We start from the raw sequence: 14,246 nt of genomic DNA on the forward strand, positions 1-14,246 counted from the left end.
CCAACCGAAGCACCCGGAGGAGCAAGGGATTTTCAGCGCCTGTGGGGTGTGTCACCGGTCTATGAAGGACTTTTTGGACAAAAGATCAGGGCTCCGAACATAGCTCCTGCGCAATCTGAACGATGTTGCTGTAGCCCATTTTCACAGCCTGCATAGTAGGGCTCTGCTTTGTGATGTCACGCCCATCAGCTCATCCGCAAGTTTTGGCGATGCTCCGAGCACTTCCATTTAGCGAGTAGACGGTCCCGTCAGAGGTTCTTGCCAATGCTTTGGACGATGGGCCTTCACACATAAGGTCGACGCTGTCGACAGTGAACGGCCAAGCATCGACGAAATTTTTACTCGAAACCGCGTGCCCTTTGGCATCGGCAAGCACGCTCACGGAGAAAAGCTGCAGACCGATACATGCCGAAACCTTGGTCCTTGGTTCATTCATACATCCCTATAATTTTCGATTGAACGCACGCAGAAGCCGTTTCACCGCGTTTTTGTCGTCTTCGTCGAGTGCCCTTACATGTTCGACCATCTCAACTTCGTCAACAGATAACGTTGGCTCTGCAATAGGTAGTCGTTTACCAATGACCACATAAAGAATGTCCACACCTCTCTCGGCAACAGCGGCTAGATATTCCGCATCCGGGCTCCTGTCGCCCTTTTCGTAGTTGAACTGGGAGGTCTTTGCCACGCCCGCAATAGCGGCGAAATCTGCTTGATTGAAACCCAAGCGGACACGCTCCTCTCTCAGCCTTTCACCGATATTCAACAAAACGACCCCTTATAGAGTTGACTATTCAACATTCGTTGAATATTCTTCTCTTGTCACCACACGAAACCACACGAAACGAGACTATGCCGAACGTATCCCCCATCGAGCAAGCATGCCAAGAGGCCCGTGATCGTCTCGCACGTCTCGGGATCTCGGCCAAAGACTGGGCTGAAAAAAATGAATTCAACCCTTCGACGGTCTACGCAGTTTTGAACGGACAGAAGAAGTGCTTGCGCGGTGAAGCTCACCGCGCGGCCGTCCTGCTCGGAATCAAAGACGGCGTGATTACAAACTAGGGCCTCTGGCTCCAAGGGGATACCAGAAGATGAAACGCCCAGTTCTAGACAGCAGGAAAAACGTCGTTATGGCCGTGATCGGCGCCTACCCCGGCGGTCGTTCCTACGCCTCGGCAGACCTCGGTATGCCGCTCAAGAAGTTCGACAACCAAGCCTACGAAAATGCAGGCAGTCGCCCGCTGACCGACGAGCACATCCACCGCCTGGAGAAAGTCGCCGGTACCACCTTCCTACCGGACTACATCGCCTCAATGTACGGCGGCATGTTCGTACCGCTGAGCCTCCCGGAAACCCTGGACAACGTTGAGCTGTACACCCGCTCTCTAAAAGCCTCGGCCAAGCGCGGCAAAGTTGATCAGATCATGTCTGCGGCCCTGGATGACGGAGTCATCGAAAAGCGGGAAGCCGACGCGATCATCGCCGCCCTTGTCACCTACATGTCGGCCCGTTACGCCGAGGTGTTCGCGACTATCCAGCTGTACAGCCAGGGAGCTGTCTAGTGAGCACCTACAAACTGGTCTGCCCTTGCTGCAACAGTTCGATGCGGATCCGCACCTCTGAAGGGCAGACGCCTTGTTTCCGCTCGATGTATTCGGAATGCACCAACCTGCTGTGCGGTGCCACGTTTTCCGGCTCTTTGGTCTGGGAGTATCAGCTCAGCCCTTCAGGTATTGAACGCCCGCTCACGGTTCTGCCGATGGCGCCTACAAAAGTGCGGCTCCTTGCGCGTCAAAACCTAACGTCAAAAAACGATCAGCCCGATCTGCTGGACCAACTGGAAGTGGAGGCCGAATCTGTATGAACACAATTGCCCTAACAACGAACCCCGCCAGCGACTACCGCGCTGCCATGCAACAAGCGGCCGTGGCCTACCTCTACCGCCACCGTTGCGAGCATCTTGCCGGTGACAGCCAGTTGCTGGACAACTGCACTCGGTACCTGACCCTTTCGCTTGAAGTGCCGCCGCACCTGGTGCAGCGCATTGCGGAACTGGCTGTTGCCGAGTTCGAAAGCATGACTTGCAAGCGGGTCGCCTGGCTTGGCATTCACCCCAGCAGTGGCCCTTTCCGCCCTTTGATTTGGCTACTCGACAACTGTACCCAACAGCGACACCCCGTTTCTGCACGCTTGCTTCCTACACGCCTGTTGCTGACTCGCAACCTCCCGCACTAACCCGAAACCAATCCCTGATGGATGCCCGCACCGCGTGGGTAGGGGAAATTTGCAACTTACTGGTGGCCGAAATGAGCAAAATCACCATAAAACTGGAGCTGGACGAACAGCAGGCGCAACAATACCTGCTGTGGTTGACCAGCCAGTACGAAGTCACGATGGCTGATATTTGGTACTCGGATCGCTACCGAAACGTACCGAGCGGACAGCGGGCACCGAAGGTGCTTGAGGACTTGCCCTATCTGGCAGGCATCTGCAAGACGCGCACCGAGCTGAAAAAGCAGCTCCTTGTGGCTGTTGCGGAGCATGTGCAGTGAATCGTCAGCCCATGGAGCACAAGATCCGCGCTGACGTACTGCAGCGCTTGGAGTCTGACTACGGCCTTCAGCACATGGCCGGCACGCATTACATGCGCAAGGGCACCTGCCCGCAGTGCAACCAGAAACGCCTGTTTTCGCGCCACGATGAGCCTTGGTTCATACGCTGTGGCCGCGAGGAAAAATGCCGGTACATGGCTCCGACCAAAGAGCTATACCCGGACCTTTTCGACGACTGGAGCAAGCGTGCACCGGCCACCAGCGAGCAGCCATTCGCCAGCGCCAAAGCGTATCTGTCGTTTGCCCGGGGTTTCCGCGTAGATCTGATCGAAGGCTGGTACACCCAAGAAAGCTACTTCGATCGAGACCTGAATATTGGCTCCGCAACCGTCCGCTTCCCCCTGGAACACGGCGGGTATTGGGAGCGTTTGATTGATCAGCCTTCCCGCTTCGGCAAGAAGAAAGCCCGCTTCCAACCCCTCAAGAGCTACAGGGGGCACTGGTGGTGCCCACCGTGTCTGAACCTGCTGGAAGTGAATGAGCTGTGGATCGTTGAAGGCATTTTCGATGCCATCGCGCTCATTCAAAACGGTATCTCGGCAGTTGCTGCCCTGTCGTCCAACGCATTTCCAGGGGAGTCGTTAAAGGCACTCATCACCGCTCGCGGCGGTAAAACACCCAAGTTGGTGTGGGCCTTGGACAACGAGCCTGGCGCTCACAAGTACACCCGTACCTGGGTAAAGCGTTCCCGCGAACTCGGCTTTACCTGCGACGCCGCCCAGGTATCGCAACCGGATGCACGCAAGGTCGACTGGAATGATCTGCATCAGCGCTGGGCATTCATCGACGATGAGAAAGCCCGTGCAGAGCGCATCGAAAAGGACCTGAAGGAAGCCCGTCACCAGGGCGCCCTGCTGATCGCCGACAGTGCCAGCGACAAGGCATTGCTCATGTACCAGTGGCGGGAGCGGGAGGAGTTTCACTTCTGTTTCGACTCCCGCCTGTACTGGTGGAAATTGGACCTCGCGAAATACAACAGCGCCAAACTGGCCCTGGAAAAAAGCGATGACCAGGAAGCCCAAACACTCAGCGAAAAACAGCTCAGGGAGAAGGCTCTGAACGTAGCGGGCTGCGTCGTCGAAATTGCCAACTGCTATCCCAAGGCCCTTTATTTCCAGCGCAACGAGATTACCGACGAGTCCTGGTACTTCTTCCGCGTCGACTTCCCGCACGACGGAGGCTCAGTGAAGAACACCTTCACCGGTGGCCAGGTCGCCGCCGCCAGCGAGTTCAAAAAAAGACTTCTCGGCATGGGTGCCGGGGCCGTGTTCACCGGCAGTGGGCAACAGTTGGACAAACTCATGAAAGACCAGCTTTTCGGCATCAAAACAGTACAGACCATCGACTACGTGGGGTACAGCAAGGAATACCACTGCTACGTGTTCAACGACGTAGCGGTCCGCGAAGGCCAGGTCATCCACATCAACGAGGAGGAGTTTTTTGAGATGGGCAAGCTCAAGCTCAAAACTCTGCAAAAAGGTGTGAAGATCGATCTGGAGAAGGACGGCAAAACATACGACCAGCAGTGGTTGGGCCTGCTGTGGCAGTGTTTCGGCGCCCAAGGCATCGTCGCACTGACCTTCTGGTTTGGCTCGCTGTTCGCCGAACAGATCCGCGGGCGGTACCAATCGTTTCCTTTCCTTGAAGCCACAGGCGAAGCCGGCGCCGGCAAGACCACCCTGCTCACCTTGCTCTGGAAACTGGCGGGCCGGGACGGTTACGAAGGCTTCGACCCATCCAAATCTACGAAGGCAGGCCGCAGCCGGCTTATGGGTCAGGTGTCCGGTATGCCCATTGTGCTTCTGGAGTCGGATCGCAGCGGCGACGACAAGGCACACGCCAAGACCTTCGAATGGGACGAACTCAAGGACTACTACGGGGGCGGAACGCTCGCGACCAAGGGAGTTAAAACCGCCGGCAACGAAACCTACGAGCCCCCTTTTCGCGGCACGATTGCCATCAGCCAGAACGCCCCTGTGGTGGCTTCTGAGGCGATCATGACCCGGATTGTGAAACTGCACTTTGTACGCCCGAACGTGACGCCTGAGAGCCGTGCGGCGGCAGATCGCCTCAACGCGCTGGAGGGCTCCACGCTCAGCAACTTTGTTCTGCAGGCCGTGCGCAAAGAGCAGGAAGTGCTGGAGTTATTTGCCCACCGCCTTCCAGGCTACGAGTCGAAGTTGCGCAACTTGCATTCGCATTGCTACGCCTGTGACGCCCCGTTTCTGGACGAGCAAAACGATTGTCAGCACTGCGGCAACAAGTTACGCGGATACATCCGTGTCGAGCGGATAAACAAGAACCACGCCCAGTTGCTCGCCCTCCTCGACTGTCTACGGATGGTCGTGCCGCTGACCGAGCCGCAGATCAGCCACACCCGCACGCAGATCATTCGGATGGCGATCGAGCGCCAGTCTTCAATCAGCTCCGACCACCCGGTGGTGGCTGAATTCTGGGAGGTATACGAATACCTGGAAGGCCTCGACGCCGATGGCCCGGTGGTTAACCACAGCAAGAAAGACAACATCATCGCCATCAACCTCAACGACTTTGTGAAGTGCGCGGCCGAGCATCGCCAGAAGATTGCCGACGTCAGCGAGCTGCGCGAGCGCCTAAAGGACTCACGCTCGCGGAAGTTACTCGATACCAACAAGGCGACGGATAGCGCGGTCCGTGCCCACCAGGCAAAGACCAGCAACGCGGTCATCACCAAACAACCCATCGTGAAGTGCTGGCACTTCCAGGCCTGACGAACCATCCGCAGACGCTGCAACGCCTGCCACCCAAAGGAGAAGCACCATGCACGTACAAGTCATCACCGGTGACGGCCCACAGGGCGAGACCAACCGCCTTCGGCACCTGAAAGAGCTGAACGTCTGGTTTAACGAGTCCGGGAAAATTGTTCACGCCGAAGCCTACGACCCAGCCGGGCTGGTCGCGATCCTGGAGGTTCGTGCGGCAACTGAAAGAGAGTTCCTCGTGCTGGAGTGCAGCCGGGAGCAGATCCAGGCAGTCCTGGAGTGGCAGTCGGAAACGGATGAATTTATAGAGTTTGAAAACCTGCTGCTGCACCTGGTGCGGAAGCAAAACCCAACCGGCGAAAGCCAGTAAGAAGGTGGTGCCGAGGGGCTGCAACCCCTCGACACCGACCACCCAAAGGAGAAGCACCATGCAAGTGAATCAACCCAAAGGCGGCACCGGTGAGGCTACCACAACCCCGTTCGCAATCGGCGACACGGTCACCTATGTCGGAATCAGCGGCGGGGGCCGGGAATACCGTCTCACCGCTCGTAAAGGCGTGCTTGTTGGGATAGATGGCAACGTCGCCACCTTGCGCGCTGCAAACGGTCGCAGCATCACCCAACCTCTCAACAAGCTGACGCCCGAAGGCCAGCCCAATGCGCTCACACGCATGCTCATGGGAGGGCATTGATCATGGCTCAGCAGGAGGTTCGCGTATGACCGTTTTTCTTCTGCTTTACCTGTGCGCGGATGCGACACGAACGGATTGCCAGGTGGTGAGGGCTGAAAGCTGGAGCGGGCCTCACGCCTACGAGCGATGCACCAATGTTGTACCGGGCCTCACCGCCGCCCTGATTGCGCCCAATCGGGAGCGACACCGGTTTGTTTGCGAGGTCCAGGATGACGGAGCGCAACCTGCAGAACTCACGGTCCAGCCGAGGTTCACTCATCAACCGTTTCGGATGTAAGGGGAACATCATGAACACAGCGTTTATCCTGATGGCCCAATACGAGGGCCAAGCGATTATCTCGCTGGAGCTGGTTTGTCGGGATTACTTCACGCACCTGACGCCAGACATGTTCCAGCGCAAGGTGATGAGTGGTCAGATCAAGTTGCCGATCACGCGCCTGGAACCGAGCCAGAAGTCGGCCAAGGGAATCCATCTCACCGACTTGGCCGCGTACCTGGACTTACAGCGCGCGGCCGCGGTTAAAGAGCACAACCAGCTCAACGGGATAAAACACGCCGTTTGAGCCGCTTCTCTGATGCGGCGCCCAGTTGGACGGGCGCCCTCAGTATCTTTTCATGCCATTCCCAGCCCACATAGCGATCACCCTTGCCACATAGGTGGGTGTAGCGCCTCATTGAGTTCCAATCTCGGTGGCCAGACACACTCGCCACACGCGGGATATCCCAATCCATTTCAAACAGTCGGCTAACGCCTTCATGACGAAGGTCATGAAAGTGCAGATCCGCAATTTCTAGGAACTTGCAGGCTCTCGCCCAGGACGTAGAGATTGACTCAGGGCTGTAGGGGAATATGTCGTCGCCGGCCTTCGGCATTGACTGGAGGATCTGCCACGCTTCGTCCGGCAGGTAACACCAAACATCGTTGCCGATCTTCTGCCCGGGGTTTTTCATGTCACGCACCAGCACCCGCTGGCCGGGTTCGTCGACGTCCGCCCACTGGATACGGGTTATTTCATCCAACCGGCGCGTGGAGAACAGAGCAAAGCCCGCAACTTTGAGCATATTTATGACGGTTGGGCGCCGCCGCTGCATGGCCTGAAAGTGCGCCAGCACCTTTCCCAACTCGTCCAAAGTCGGCCGGCGGTCACGCTCACGGCTTTTGAGGTTATAGCCCAACTTGCGTAGCACTCGGCGGGCGCCACCCATGGCTAACGGATCGACCTGGTAGCCCCAGGCATCTTTGGCGATCGCCAGAACAGCGCCGAGGTGCGCCAGATCATTGCCAGCGGTTTGTGGCTGAACCCCGCCACCCTCTCCACTCATTCGCCAGAGCGCGAAGTCGACGAGGCATTGGGTTGTGACGTCGGTATCGTTGAGCTTGCCGATATCCATCTTGCCAATGGCCTCAAGCGTGGCCTTCTTGGTTTTGCCCAACGGCCGGGCCTTTTCCACTTCCAGCAGGTACTGATCGATCATATCTTTGACGGTGACGCCTTTCCGGCTCGCCCGCTCGATCGCTCCAGGTTGATCCAGCTCCGATTCACGCTTGCGCACCCACGCCTGGGCAGCCTGTTTTCGGGCGAAGGTCTGACTCTCTTGGTAGACTTGCACTCCGTCGCGTTTGATGCGGATTTGAGCCGTGTAGCTCACAGTCCCGTCCGCCAGTTTTCTTGCCCTGATAGTCGCCATATCGAAAGTGGTACGCGTCAGTTTTGAAGTGGTACATCGTACCACCGAGCCCTCAAAAACGCCTGAAAACGCCCTAAAACACGCCAAGAACACGTTGAGTAAAATGCTAGATAAACAAAGCTTTAGCCCAGCAGAATCAAGCCCCGCACTGTCTCGGCGCTTTAGCGTTGCACCTATGATGGATTGGACTGACAGACACTGCCGCTTCTTCCTGCGCCTGCTGTCCAAAAACGCCCTCCTCTACACCGAGATGGTCACCACCGGCGCAATCCTCCACGGCGACCACGAACGTTTCCTGCGCCATAACGAGGCCGAGCATCCACTCGCCCTGCAGTTGGGCGGTAGCGTCCCCGCCGACCTGGCCGCCTGCGCCCGCATGGCCCAGGACGCCGGTTACGACGAGGTGAACCTCAACGTCGGCTGCCCCAGCGACCGGGTGCAAAACAACATGATTGGCGCGATCCTGATGGCACACCCTGCGTTGGTGGCGGATTGCGTAAAGGCGATGCAGGACGCGGTCTCGATCCCGGTAACGGTTAAGCACCGCATCGGCATCAACGGCCGGGACAGTTACGCCGAGCTGTGCGATTTCGTTGGCCAAGTGAAAGACGCGGGCTGCACCAGTTTCACCGTGCATGCGCGAATCGCCATTCTGGAAGGGCTTTCACCGAAGGAAAATCGGGACATCCCGCCCTTGCGCTACGACGTCGCCGCCCAGTTGAAGCAGGATTTCCCTGAACTGGAGATCATCCTCAACGGCGGCATCAAGACCCTCGAACAGTGCCAGGAGCATCTGCAGACCTTCGATGGCGTGATGCTGGGCCGCGAGGCTTATCACAATCCGTATTTGCTGGCCGAGGTGGATCAGCAGCTGTTTGGCAGCACGGCACCTGTGATCACCCGTGCCGAGGCGTTGGCGCAGTTGCGTCCTTATATAGCCGAACACTTGGCGACAGGTGGCTCGATGCACCACATCACCCGCCACGTACTGGGGCTGGGGACGGGTTTCCCGGGGGCGCGGAAGTTTCGGCAGTTGTTGTCGGTGGATATTCATAAGGCCAGTGATCCGCTGGCGTTGCTGGATAAGGCTGGGGAGTTGCTGGAGGGACGGTGATTTGGGTGTCAGTGGGTTTATTGGGTGGCTGACACGACGCCTTCGCGAGCAAGCCCGCTCCCACATTTGGAGGGGGGGGATGTCAGGAAGATGGGGCAAGGCTGCTCCCACCGTTTGATCGGGGTGGTCATCGGGCAGTTGGGTTGAACCTGCTGGCTGTTTTGGCCTCCTATTGAGCATTGGCCGGTGATTCAAACGGCTGTTTTCAGGTTGTTGCCCTCGCAAACGATCGAATGCATTTGCGCCCTTGAGCGGCTGTCAGCGCTCGGGTAATGTCATCAGACCCACAGGACAGAGCACGCCCATGACTTCCAAGCTGGAACAACTCAAGCAATTCACCACTGTAGTAGCCGATACCGGCGATTTTTCTACCCTCGCCAAGCTCAAGCCGCAAGACGCCACTACCAACCCTTCCCTGCTGCTCAAGGCCGCGTCGATCCCAGGCTATGCCAAGCTGCTGGACGAGGCTGTTGCCGACTGCAACGGCGATGTAGGCCTGGCCAGCGACCGTTTCGCGGTAGCCGTCGGCCAGGAAATCCTGAAAGTGGTGCCCGGCCGCATTTCCACCGAGGTGGATGCCCGTCTGTCGTTCGACACTGACGCCGTCCTCAAGCGCGCCCATCGCCTGATCGACCTGTACGACAAGGCCGGCATTGGCCGTGACCGCGTGCTGATCAAGATCGCTTCCACCTGGGAAGGCATCCGCGCCGCCGAGCAGCTGGAAAAGGAAGGCATCCAGACCAACCTGACGCTGCTGTTCTCCTTCGCCCAGGCCGTGGCTTGCGCCGAAGCCGGCGTGTTCCTGATTTCGCCGTTCGTGGGCCGTATCTACGACTGGTACAAGAAGGCCAACGGTAACGATTACACCGGCTCCGAGGATCCGGGCGTGCAGTCGGTGACGCGCATCTACAACTACTACAAGGCCAATGGCTACAAGACCGTGGTGATGGGTGCGAGCTTCCGTAACCTGAGCCAGATCGAAGAGTTGGCCGGTTGCGACCGCCTGACCATCAGCCCGGACCTGCTGGAAAAACTCGCAGCCGACAACGGCAAGCTGGAACGCAAATTGTCGCCAGGCCATGCGGGCGAAGCTCGTGTGCACCTGACCGAAGCGCAGTTCCGCTGGGAATCCAACGAAGATGCAATGGCCACCGAGAAACTGGCCGAGGGCATTCGTCAGTTCGCCCGCGACCAGGAAAAACTCGAAGCGCTGTTGACCGCCAAGCTCTAAAAACGGCGGCGACAAAAAGGGCGGCACCTGTGAGGGTGCCGCCCTTTTTTTGTATTAGCCGATTTCGAGCCGAACTCAGTTAAAAATGCGGGAGGGGGCTTGCTCCCGAATACAGGTCCTCAGTCGCTACATTCACTACTGACCCGCCGCTTTCGGGAGCAAGTCCCCCCCACACTTTGACAGTGTTTCAGCTGGAAATTAGTGCCGCTCCAGCGCATTCACCAGGTCGTGGAACGCCTCGCGGTTGGAGTCGTTCAAGCCCATCAGGATCTTGTGGGCTTCCAGTACCTTGACCCGTACCACTTCCTCGGACTGGTCCTGGGACGGCAGGTCGGTCAGGCATTCCGGGCACGGGATCGGGCGGTCAACGATGTTGAACACTTGATCGAAGCCCATGGACTGCAACAGACGGGTGATGTCTTCGTGGGTGGTGACGACGGTCGGCAGCAGTCCGACCTTCTGCCGAGACAGAATGGACAACTTGGCCAACAGCCCAAGGGTGGTGCTATCGATGCTGCGGGTTTCGGTCAGATCGATCACGATCGCCGAGAAATTCAAGGCTGTGAAGATCCGCTCAATCGTCGCATCCAGCGCCGAACACAAGGTCAGGCGCACTTCACCGACAAACTTCAGGACAAAAGTCCCGTCTTGCTCGGCGAATTGGATTCTTCCGGTACTCATCAAAGATTCCTGCTCAACACCAATAGGGCGATATCATCCGGCATCTCCCCTAGCGTGGCCAATCCAAAAACCTGCCGCAGGCCATCCAGGCTGCCGCCCGCCGACCTGACCCGTTGGGGCAAGGCGGCTTCTTTCTCTTTGAGTGTAGGCTCTGGCAAAAGGTCCAGGATACCGTCGGACATCAGCGTCAGGCTGAACGTCGGCGGCAATTCCAGGATGTGGTCTTCGTAGGTGGCTTCATTGAACAAGCCAACCGGCAAACCACGCCCTTCCAGGTAGCGCACACTGTCTGGAGTGTATAAAACCGGCAATGGCAGGTGACCGCCAATGCTGTAGGTCAAAAGACCTGTTTCTTCATCAATCACGCCGCCGACCATCGTCACGTGCTTGCCCAGCTTGCAGCTGATCAGGCCCCGGTTGATGTGGCCCAGCACTTGCGAAGGGGTGAACTCCGGCAAGGTGCCATTGCGCTTGGATTCGAACAACAGCCGTGTAGTCATGAACTTCAACAACACGGTCACGAATGCAGAGGAGGCGCCGTGGCCGGAAACGTCGGCCAGGTAGAACGCGACACGCCGCTCATCAACGCGGAAGTAGTCGACGAAATCACCCGACAGGTACAGCGACGGGATGATCTGGTGGGCAAACTTGAACTCGTCAATGCTCCACGGGCTCACCGGCAGCATGTTCATCTGCACCTGGCGACCGGCGTTCTGGTCTTCCTGGAGCAGGTTCAGGCTGGCTTCGAGTTCGCGGTTGGCGGTTTCGAGCTTTTCACGGTAACGCTGGTTTTCCAGCAGCAGCCGTGCACGATCCAGGGCACGACGCACCGAGTGCTCCAGCACAGCCAGGTCTTCCAGGGGCTTGATCAGGTAGTCGGCAGCGCCGAGGCGCAAGGCCTCGACGGCATCGTTCATCACGCCGGCACCGGACACGACAATCACCGGCGTCTGCGGGGCGATGTCGGTCACCTGGCGGATCAGCTCAAGGCCGCCCACCTGGGGCATGCGCAGGTCGCAGATCACAAGGTCGGGCTTGTCGCGCTCGAATACCTGGAGACCCTGGAGGCCGTTGCTGGCCTGCAGGACGCTGAAGCCACTGTCTTCCAAATAGGCCGCAAGACTCGCGCGCACTACTTCGTCGTCATCGATTATCAGCAGCGTGGCACTGGTTTTCTGCATGTGGGCAAACGGCGCCAGAATTAGGTTGGCGTAGGCAGCTCGACAATGGCCGGGCTTACTACTGGATTCGCTTTCTAGCCTCTCTGTCCTACAAAACGCCGAGTTATTGCCGACGCACAAAGGTAAAGCAGAGGTGCCCTTCTAAGGCGCAGACGGTACTCCCATCCGCCAGGGGTTTCAAGCTCACGGCGATGGTCGCCGGGCGTCTTTACATCGCAAATCACCAGTAGTTATAAGAACGCATCAAACCGCGACTTAAAGTAAGCACGTAACCCACGGATAAACCTCGAATGCCGCCCACAAAAAAGGCGACCCGAGGGCCGCCTTCTTCTTTCAAGCCTGGGGCTTAAAAGTCGTCTACAACCTTGCCATCCTTGACCTTGAACTCGCGATTCTGCAAGTAGGCGTTGCGGATGAAGGTGTATTTGTCGCCGCTGATCAGCTTCTCGGAGGACAGCAGGCTGGCACGCGTGTCGACGATATTCAGGCCGAAGGTGCTGTTGCGCCAGCCGATATCGTTCATGTAGCGATATGGCTGGGTGTAGCTGTCCACGTATTTGGACGGCGCGTCACGCAGGGTGCTTGGGCCCAGCAGTGGCAGCATCACGTAAGGACCGCTGTCGACGCCCCAGTAGCCGAGAGTCTGGCCGAAGTCTTCGTCGTTGCGTTGCAGCCCCATTTTGGTGCCGACATCAACGAAACCCAGCACGCCGAACGTGGTGTTCATCAGCAAGCGGGCAGTGTCGACGCCTGCAGCGTGGGGCTTGAGTTGCAGCACGTCGTTGGCAAAGTTGCCGACGTCGCCGATGTTGCGGAAGAAGTTGTGGATCCCGTCCTGCACGAACTGCGGGGTCACGAACTGATAGCCTTGAGCCAATGGCTTGAGGGCATAGGTATCAACGGTATCGTTGAAGGTGAAGATCGGGCGGTTGACGCTTTCCCATGGATCATCTTCCGAGGCCGCCTGGGCTACGAAAGGAACCAGCAAAATACTCGCACATACGGACAGCTGAGCTAGACATTGGCCCCAGCGCATAGCTTGAACTCCTTGAATGGTCTGTCATGGGCGCTATGCCCTGAATGAGGCCGTCAGTATATGACGGAAGTGTCAGATTAGGCAGCCTTGCAGAAATGTCATTCAGCAAATGCCCAAAATTCCTACAATTGCTGCGGGTGTAACTTGCTTGTCACCCAAGTCCGGTAGCGTCACTGCTATTTCAGGGACGTCGAAATGCCACACGCCGAGATTGTTAGTGCCAGCACCCCGTCCTTGACGGCCGTACTGTTCGGGCTTAGTGGCTGCCTGGTGGACTTTGGTTCCCAGGCCCGCGCCGATTCCGCGCCTTCCAGCGATACCCATGCCACTGTCGGCGCCCTGAAGATCCTGCGCAGCCTCGAAGAACAGCGCGTCCCTTGTGCATGGCTGGACGAGTTGCCGGCGTCGGTTTCCACACCGCTGGCCGCCGGGCTACCCCGCTGGATCAAGGCTGCCAAGCCCTCCTCCACCCGCTGGCCGGCGCCTCACGCCTGCTGGCAGGCCCTGATGGAACTGAATATCGAACGCCTGGAAGGCTGCGTCCTGGTCAGCGGCGAGCCACGCCTGCTGCAATCGGGGCTCAATGCCGGGCTGTGGACCATCGGCCTGGCGTCCTGTGGCTCACTGTGCGGGCTTTCGCCGCAGCAATGGCAAGCACTCACCGAGAAGGAACGCGAGCATAAGCGCGCCAAAGCCACTGTCGCGCTCTATGGCCTGGGCGTGCATTCGGTGATTGACCACCTGGGCGAACTGCAGACCTGCCTGGCCGACATCAGTCTGCGCCAGCTTAAGGGCGAGAAGCCCTGATCGAGATCATGCACAGTCGGCGCCAGTGGATTAATCTACAGGTCAGCCCATAGACCTTTCCCGGCGTGCCGCGGTCTATGTCAGTGCCTATCGATAAAAGGAAGAACGCCATGCCTGCCCGCGAACAACTGCAAGAACAGGTCAAAATTTTGCGCGAGCAATTGGATCAGAATCCAGAAATGCCCCTCGAACAGCGCGAAGAGCTGCGAGACTTGATTGCTGAACTGGAAGTTCAGGAGCCACTGGAAGGTGCCATTCAGGATCCAAGCATCGCCGATGGTGTGAACCTGGCGGTAGAACGCTTCGAACTGGAGCACCCGGGCATTGCCGGGACCTTGCGCAATATTGTGGTGACCCTGGGCAACATCGGGATCTAATAGTCGGACACCTATCAAATGTGGGAGCGGGCTTGCTCGCGAATGCGGTCCGTCAGCTGATACATATGCTGGCTGATACACCGCT

At 58.1% G+C, this 14,246-nt stretch carries 19 protein-coding genes; 13 read left to right on the forward strand and 6 right to left on the reverse strand.

The window, feature by feature from the left end; genetic code table 11:
• Positions 1–190: 190 nt before the first annotated feature.
• Positions 191–436, reverse strand: a complete 246-nt coding sequence (locus ACW9I6_RS02675; protein WP_457338837.1) for a DUF2511 domain-containing protein — start codon at positions 434–436, stop codon at positions 191–193.
• Positions 437–442: 6 nt separating this feature from the next.
• Complete coding sequence (locus ACW9I6_RS02680) at positions 443–763, reverse strand: helix-turn-helix domain-containing protein (RefSeq protein ID WP_457338838.1); 321 nt, start codon at positions 761–763, stop codon at positions 443–445.
• 86 nt (positions 764–849) lie between these two features.
• Between ACW9I6_RS02680 and ACW9I6_RS02685 the strand changes: the two genes are divergently transcribed.
• The 9 genes from ACW9I6_RS02685 to ACW9I6_RS02725 all read left to right on the forward strand — a co-directional run bounded on the left by ACW9I6_RS02685 (position 850) and on the right by ACW9I6_RS02725 (position 6,608).
• Entirely contained in the window at positions 850–1,062 is a 213-nt protein-coding gene (locus tag ACW9I6_RS02685; RefSeq protein WP_457338839.1) for a DNA-binding protein, read from the forward strand.
• A 29-nt stretch (positions 1,063–1,091) separates the two neighbouring features.
• Positions 1,092–1,562, forward strand: a complete 471-nt coding sequence (locus tag ACW9I6_RS02690; protein WP_457338840.1) for a YmfL family putative regulatory protein — start codon at positions 1,092–1,094, stop codon at positions 1,560–1,562.
• Positions 1,562–1,864 carry an ogr/Delta-like zinc finger family protein gene (locus ACW9I6_RS02695; protein ID WP_457338841.1) on the forward strand — a complete coding sequence of 101 codons (303 nt, stop codon included), beginning with the start codon at positions 1,562–1,564 and terminating at the stop codon, positions 1,862–1,864. Before ACW9I6_RS02690 ends, ACW9I6_RS02695 begins: the two co-directional genes overlap by 1 nt.
• Positions 1,861–2,235 (forward strand): hypothetical protein, encoded by a 375-nt coding sequence (locus tag ACW9I6_RS02700; protein ID WP_457338842.1) that lies wholly within the window; start codon positions 1,861–1,863, stop codon positions 2,233–2,235. The genes ACW9I6_RS02695 and ACW9I6_RS02700 overlap by 4 nt, the downstream gene beginning before the upstream one ends.
• 71 nt (positions 2,236–2,306) lie before the next feature.
• The gene (locus tag ACW9I6_RS02705; protein WP_457338843.1) at positions 2,307–2,552 is read left to right on the forward strand and encodes a hypothetical protein; all 246 of its coding nucleotides are present in this window, start codon (positions 2,307–2,309) and stop codon (positions 2,550–2,552) included.
• A gap of 11 nt (positions 2,553–2,563) precedes the next feature.
• Positions 2,564–5,362, forward strand: coding sequence for a toprim domain-containing protein (locus ACW9I6_RS02710; protein WP_457338850.1), 2,799 nt, complete (start codon positions 2,564–2,566; stop codon positions 5,360–5,362).
• 49 nt (positions 5,363–5,411) lie between these two features.
• A complete protein-coding gene (locus ACW9I6_RS02715; protein WP_457338844.1) occupies positions 5,412–5,723 on the forward strand; it encodes a hypothetical protein in 312 nt (103 codons plus the stop codon).
• 58 nt (positions 5,724–5,781) lie between these two features.
• The gene (locus ACW9I6_RS02720) at positions 5,782–6,045 is read left to right on the forward strand and encodes a hypothetical protein (RefSeq protein WP_457338846.1); all 264 of its coding nucleotides are present in this window, start codon (positions 5,782–5,784) and stop codon (positions 6,043–6,045) included.
• A gap of 287 nt (positions 6,046–6,332) precedes the next feature.
• Complete coding sequence (locus tag ACW9I6_RS02725; protein WP_010176326.1) at positions 6,333–6,608, forward strand: pyocin activator PrtN family protein; 276 nt, start codon at positions 6,333–6,335, stop codon at positions 6,606–6,608.
• Here the strand turns inward: ACW9I6_RS02725 and ACW9I6_RS02730 are convergent.
• Complete coding sequence (locus ACW9I6_RS02730; protein ID WP_457338847.1) at positions 6,583–7,734, reverse strand: tyrosine-type recombinase/integrase; 1,152 nt, start codon at positions 7,732–7,734, stop codon at positions 6,583–6,585. The genes ACW9I6_RS02725 and ACW9I6_RS02730 overlap by 26 nt on opposite strands.
• A gap of 103 nt (positions 7,735–7,837) precedes the next feature.
• Between ACW9I6_RS02730 and dusA the strand changes: the two genes are divergently transcribed.
• Positions 7,838–8,848: a tRNA dihydrouridine(20/20a) synthase DusA gene (gene dusA, locus ACW9I6_RS02735; protein ID WP_457338848.1), complete on the forward strand. Its 1,011-nt coding sequence runs from the start codon at positions 7,838–7,840 to the stop codon at positions 8,846–8,848.
• A 304-nt stretch (positions 8,849–9,152) separates the two neighbouring features.
• Positions 9,153–10,079 carry a transaldolase gene (tal, locus tag ACW9I6_RS02740; RefSeq protein WP_008437618.1) on the forward strand — a complete coding sequence of 309 codons (927 nt, stop codon included), beginning with the start codon at positions 9,153–9,155 and terminating at the stop codon, positions 10,077–10,079.
• Between the two features lie 198 nt (positions 10,080–10,277).
• On the opposite strand, the gene rssC is transcribed toward tal, so the two are convergent.
• From rssC to ACW9I6_RS02755, 3 genes are all read right to left on the reverse strand, one after another.
• Positions 10,278–10,760: an anti-sigma factor antagonist RssC gene (rssC, locus tag ACW9I6_RS02745; protein WP_003218919.1), complete on the reverse strand. Its 483-nt coding sequence runs from the start codon at positions 10,758–10,760 to the stop codon at positions 10,278–10,280.
• Complete coding sequence (gene rssB / locus ACW9I6_RS02750) at positions 10,760–11,941, reverse strand: two-component system response regulator RssB (RefSeq protein ID WP_003218921.1); 1,182 nt, start codon at positions 11,939–11,941, stop codon at positions 10,760–10,762. The genes rssC and rssB overlap by 1 nt, the downstream gene beginning before the upstream one ends.
• 346 nt (positions 11,942–12,287) lie before the next feature.
• Positions 12,288–12,977: an MlaA family lipoprotein gene (locus ACW9I6_RS02755; protein WP_457338849.1), complete on the reverse strand. Its 690-nt coding sequence runs from the start codon at positions 12,975–12,977 to the stop codon at positions 12,288–12,290.
• 195 nt (positions 12,978–13,172) lie between these two features.
• Here ACW9I6_RS02755 and ACW9I6_RS02760 point away from each other — a divergent pair, with 195 nt between their 5' ends.
• Positions 13,173–13,784, forward strand: coding sequence for a hypothetical protein (locus ACW9I6_RS02760; protein WP_008437613.1), 612 nt, complete (start codon positions 13,173–13,175; stop codon positions 13,782–13,784).
• Positions 13,785–13,894: 110 nt separating this feature from the next.
• The gene (locus ACW9I6_RS02765) at positions 13,895–14,161 is read left to right on the forward strand and encodes a DUF4404 family protein (RefSeq protein ID WP_008437612.1); all 267 of its coding nucleotides are present in this window, start codon (positions 13,895–13,897) and stop codon (positions 14,159–14,161) included.
• The last annotated feature ends 85 nt before the right edge of the window (positions 14,162–14,246 follow it).

The sequence above is a fragment of the Pseudomonas sp. SDO5522_S412 genome (genome assembly GCF_054071215.1).

Coding starts and splice junctions, on each gene's coding strand:
- dusA (WP_457338848.1), top strand. CDS start 7,838: ATGCTAGATAAACAAAGCTTTAGCCCAGCAGAATCAAGCCCCGCACTG.
- ACW9I6_RS02755 (WP_457338849.1), bottom strand. CDS start 12,977: ATGCGCTGGGGCCAATGTCTAGCTCAGCTGTCCGTATGTGCGAGTATT.
- rssC (WP_003218919.1), bottom strand. CDS start 10,760: ATGAGTACCGGAAGAATCCAATTCGCCGAGCAAGACGGGACTTTTGTC.
- ACW9I6_RS02760 (WP_008437613.1), top strand. CDS start 13,173: ATGCCACACGCCGAGATTGTTAGTGCCAGCACCCCGTCCTTGACGGCC.
- rssB (WP_003218921.1), bottom strand. CDS start 11,941: ATGCAGAAAACCAGTGCCACGCTGCTGATAATCGATGACGACGAAGTA.
- ACW9I6_RS02715 (WP_457338844.1), top strand. CDS start 5,412: ATGCACGTACAAGTCATCACCGGTGACGGCCCACAGGGCGAGACCAAC.
- ACW9I6_RS02690 (WP_457338840.1), top strand. CDS start 1,092: ATGAAACGCCCAGTTCTAGACAGCAGGAAAAACGTCGTTATGGCCGTG.
- ACW9I6_RS02765 (WP_008437612.1), top strand. CDS start 13,895: ATGCCTGCCCGCGAACAACTGCAAGAACAGGTCAAAATTTTGCGCGAG.
- ACW9I6_RS02720 (WP_457338846.1), top strand. CDS start 5,782: ATGCAAGTGAATCAACCCAAAGGCGGCACCGGTGAGGCTACCACAACC.
- ACW9I6_RS02730 (WP_457338847.1), bottom strand. CDS start 7,734: ATGGCGACTATCAGGGCAAGAAAACTGGCGGACGGGACTGTGAGCTAC.
- ACW9I6_RS02710 (WP_457338850.1), top strand. CDS start 2,564: ATGGAGCACAAGATCCGCGCTGACGTACTGCAGCGCTTGGAGTCTGAC.
- ACW9I6_RS02705 (WP_457338843.1), top strand. CDS start 2,307: ATGAGCAAAATCACCATAAAACTGGAGCTGGACGAACAGCAGGCGCAA.
- ACW9I6_RS02675 (WP_457338837.1), bottom strand. CDS start 436: ATGAATGAACCAAGGACCAAGGTTTCGGCATGTATCGGTCTGCAGCTT.
- ACW9I6_RS02725 (WP_010176326.1), top strand. CDS start 6,333: ATGAACACAGCGTTTATCCTGATGGCCCAATACGAGGGCCAAGCGATT.
- ACW9I6_RS02685 (WP_457338839.1), top strand. CDS start 850: ATGCCGAACGTATCCCCCATCGAGCAAGCATGCCAAGAGGCCCGTGAT.
- ACW9I6_RS02700 (WP_457338842.1), top strand. CDS start 1,861: ATGAACACAATTGCCCTAACAACGAACCCCGCCAGCGACTACCGCGCT.
- tal (WP_008437618.1), top strand. CDS start 9,153: ATGACTTCCAAGCTGGAACAACTCAAGCAATTCACCACTGTAGTAGCC.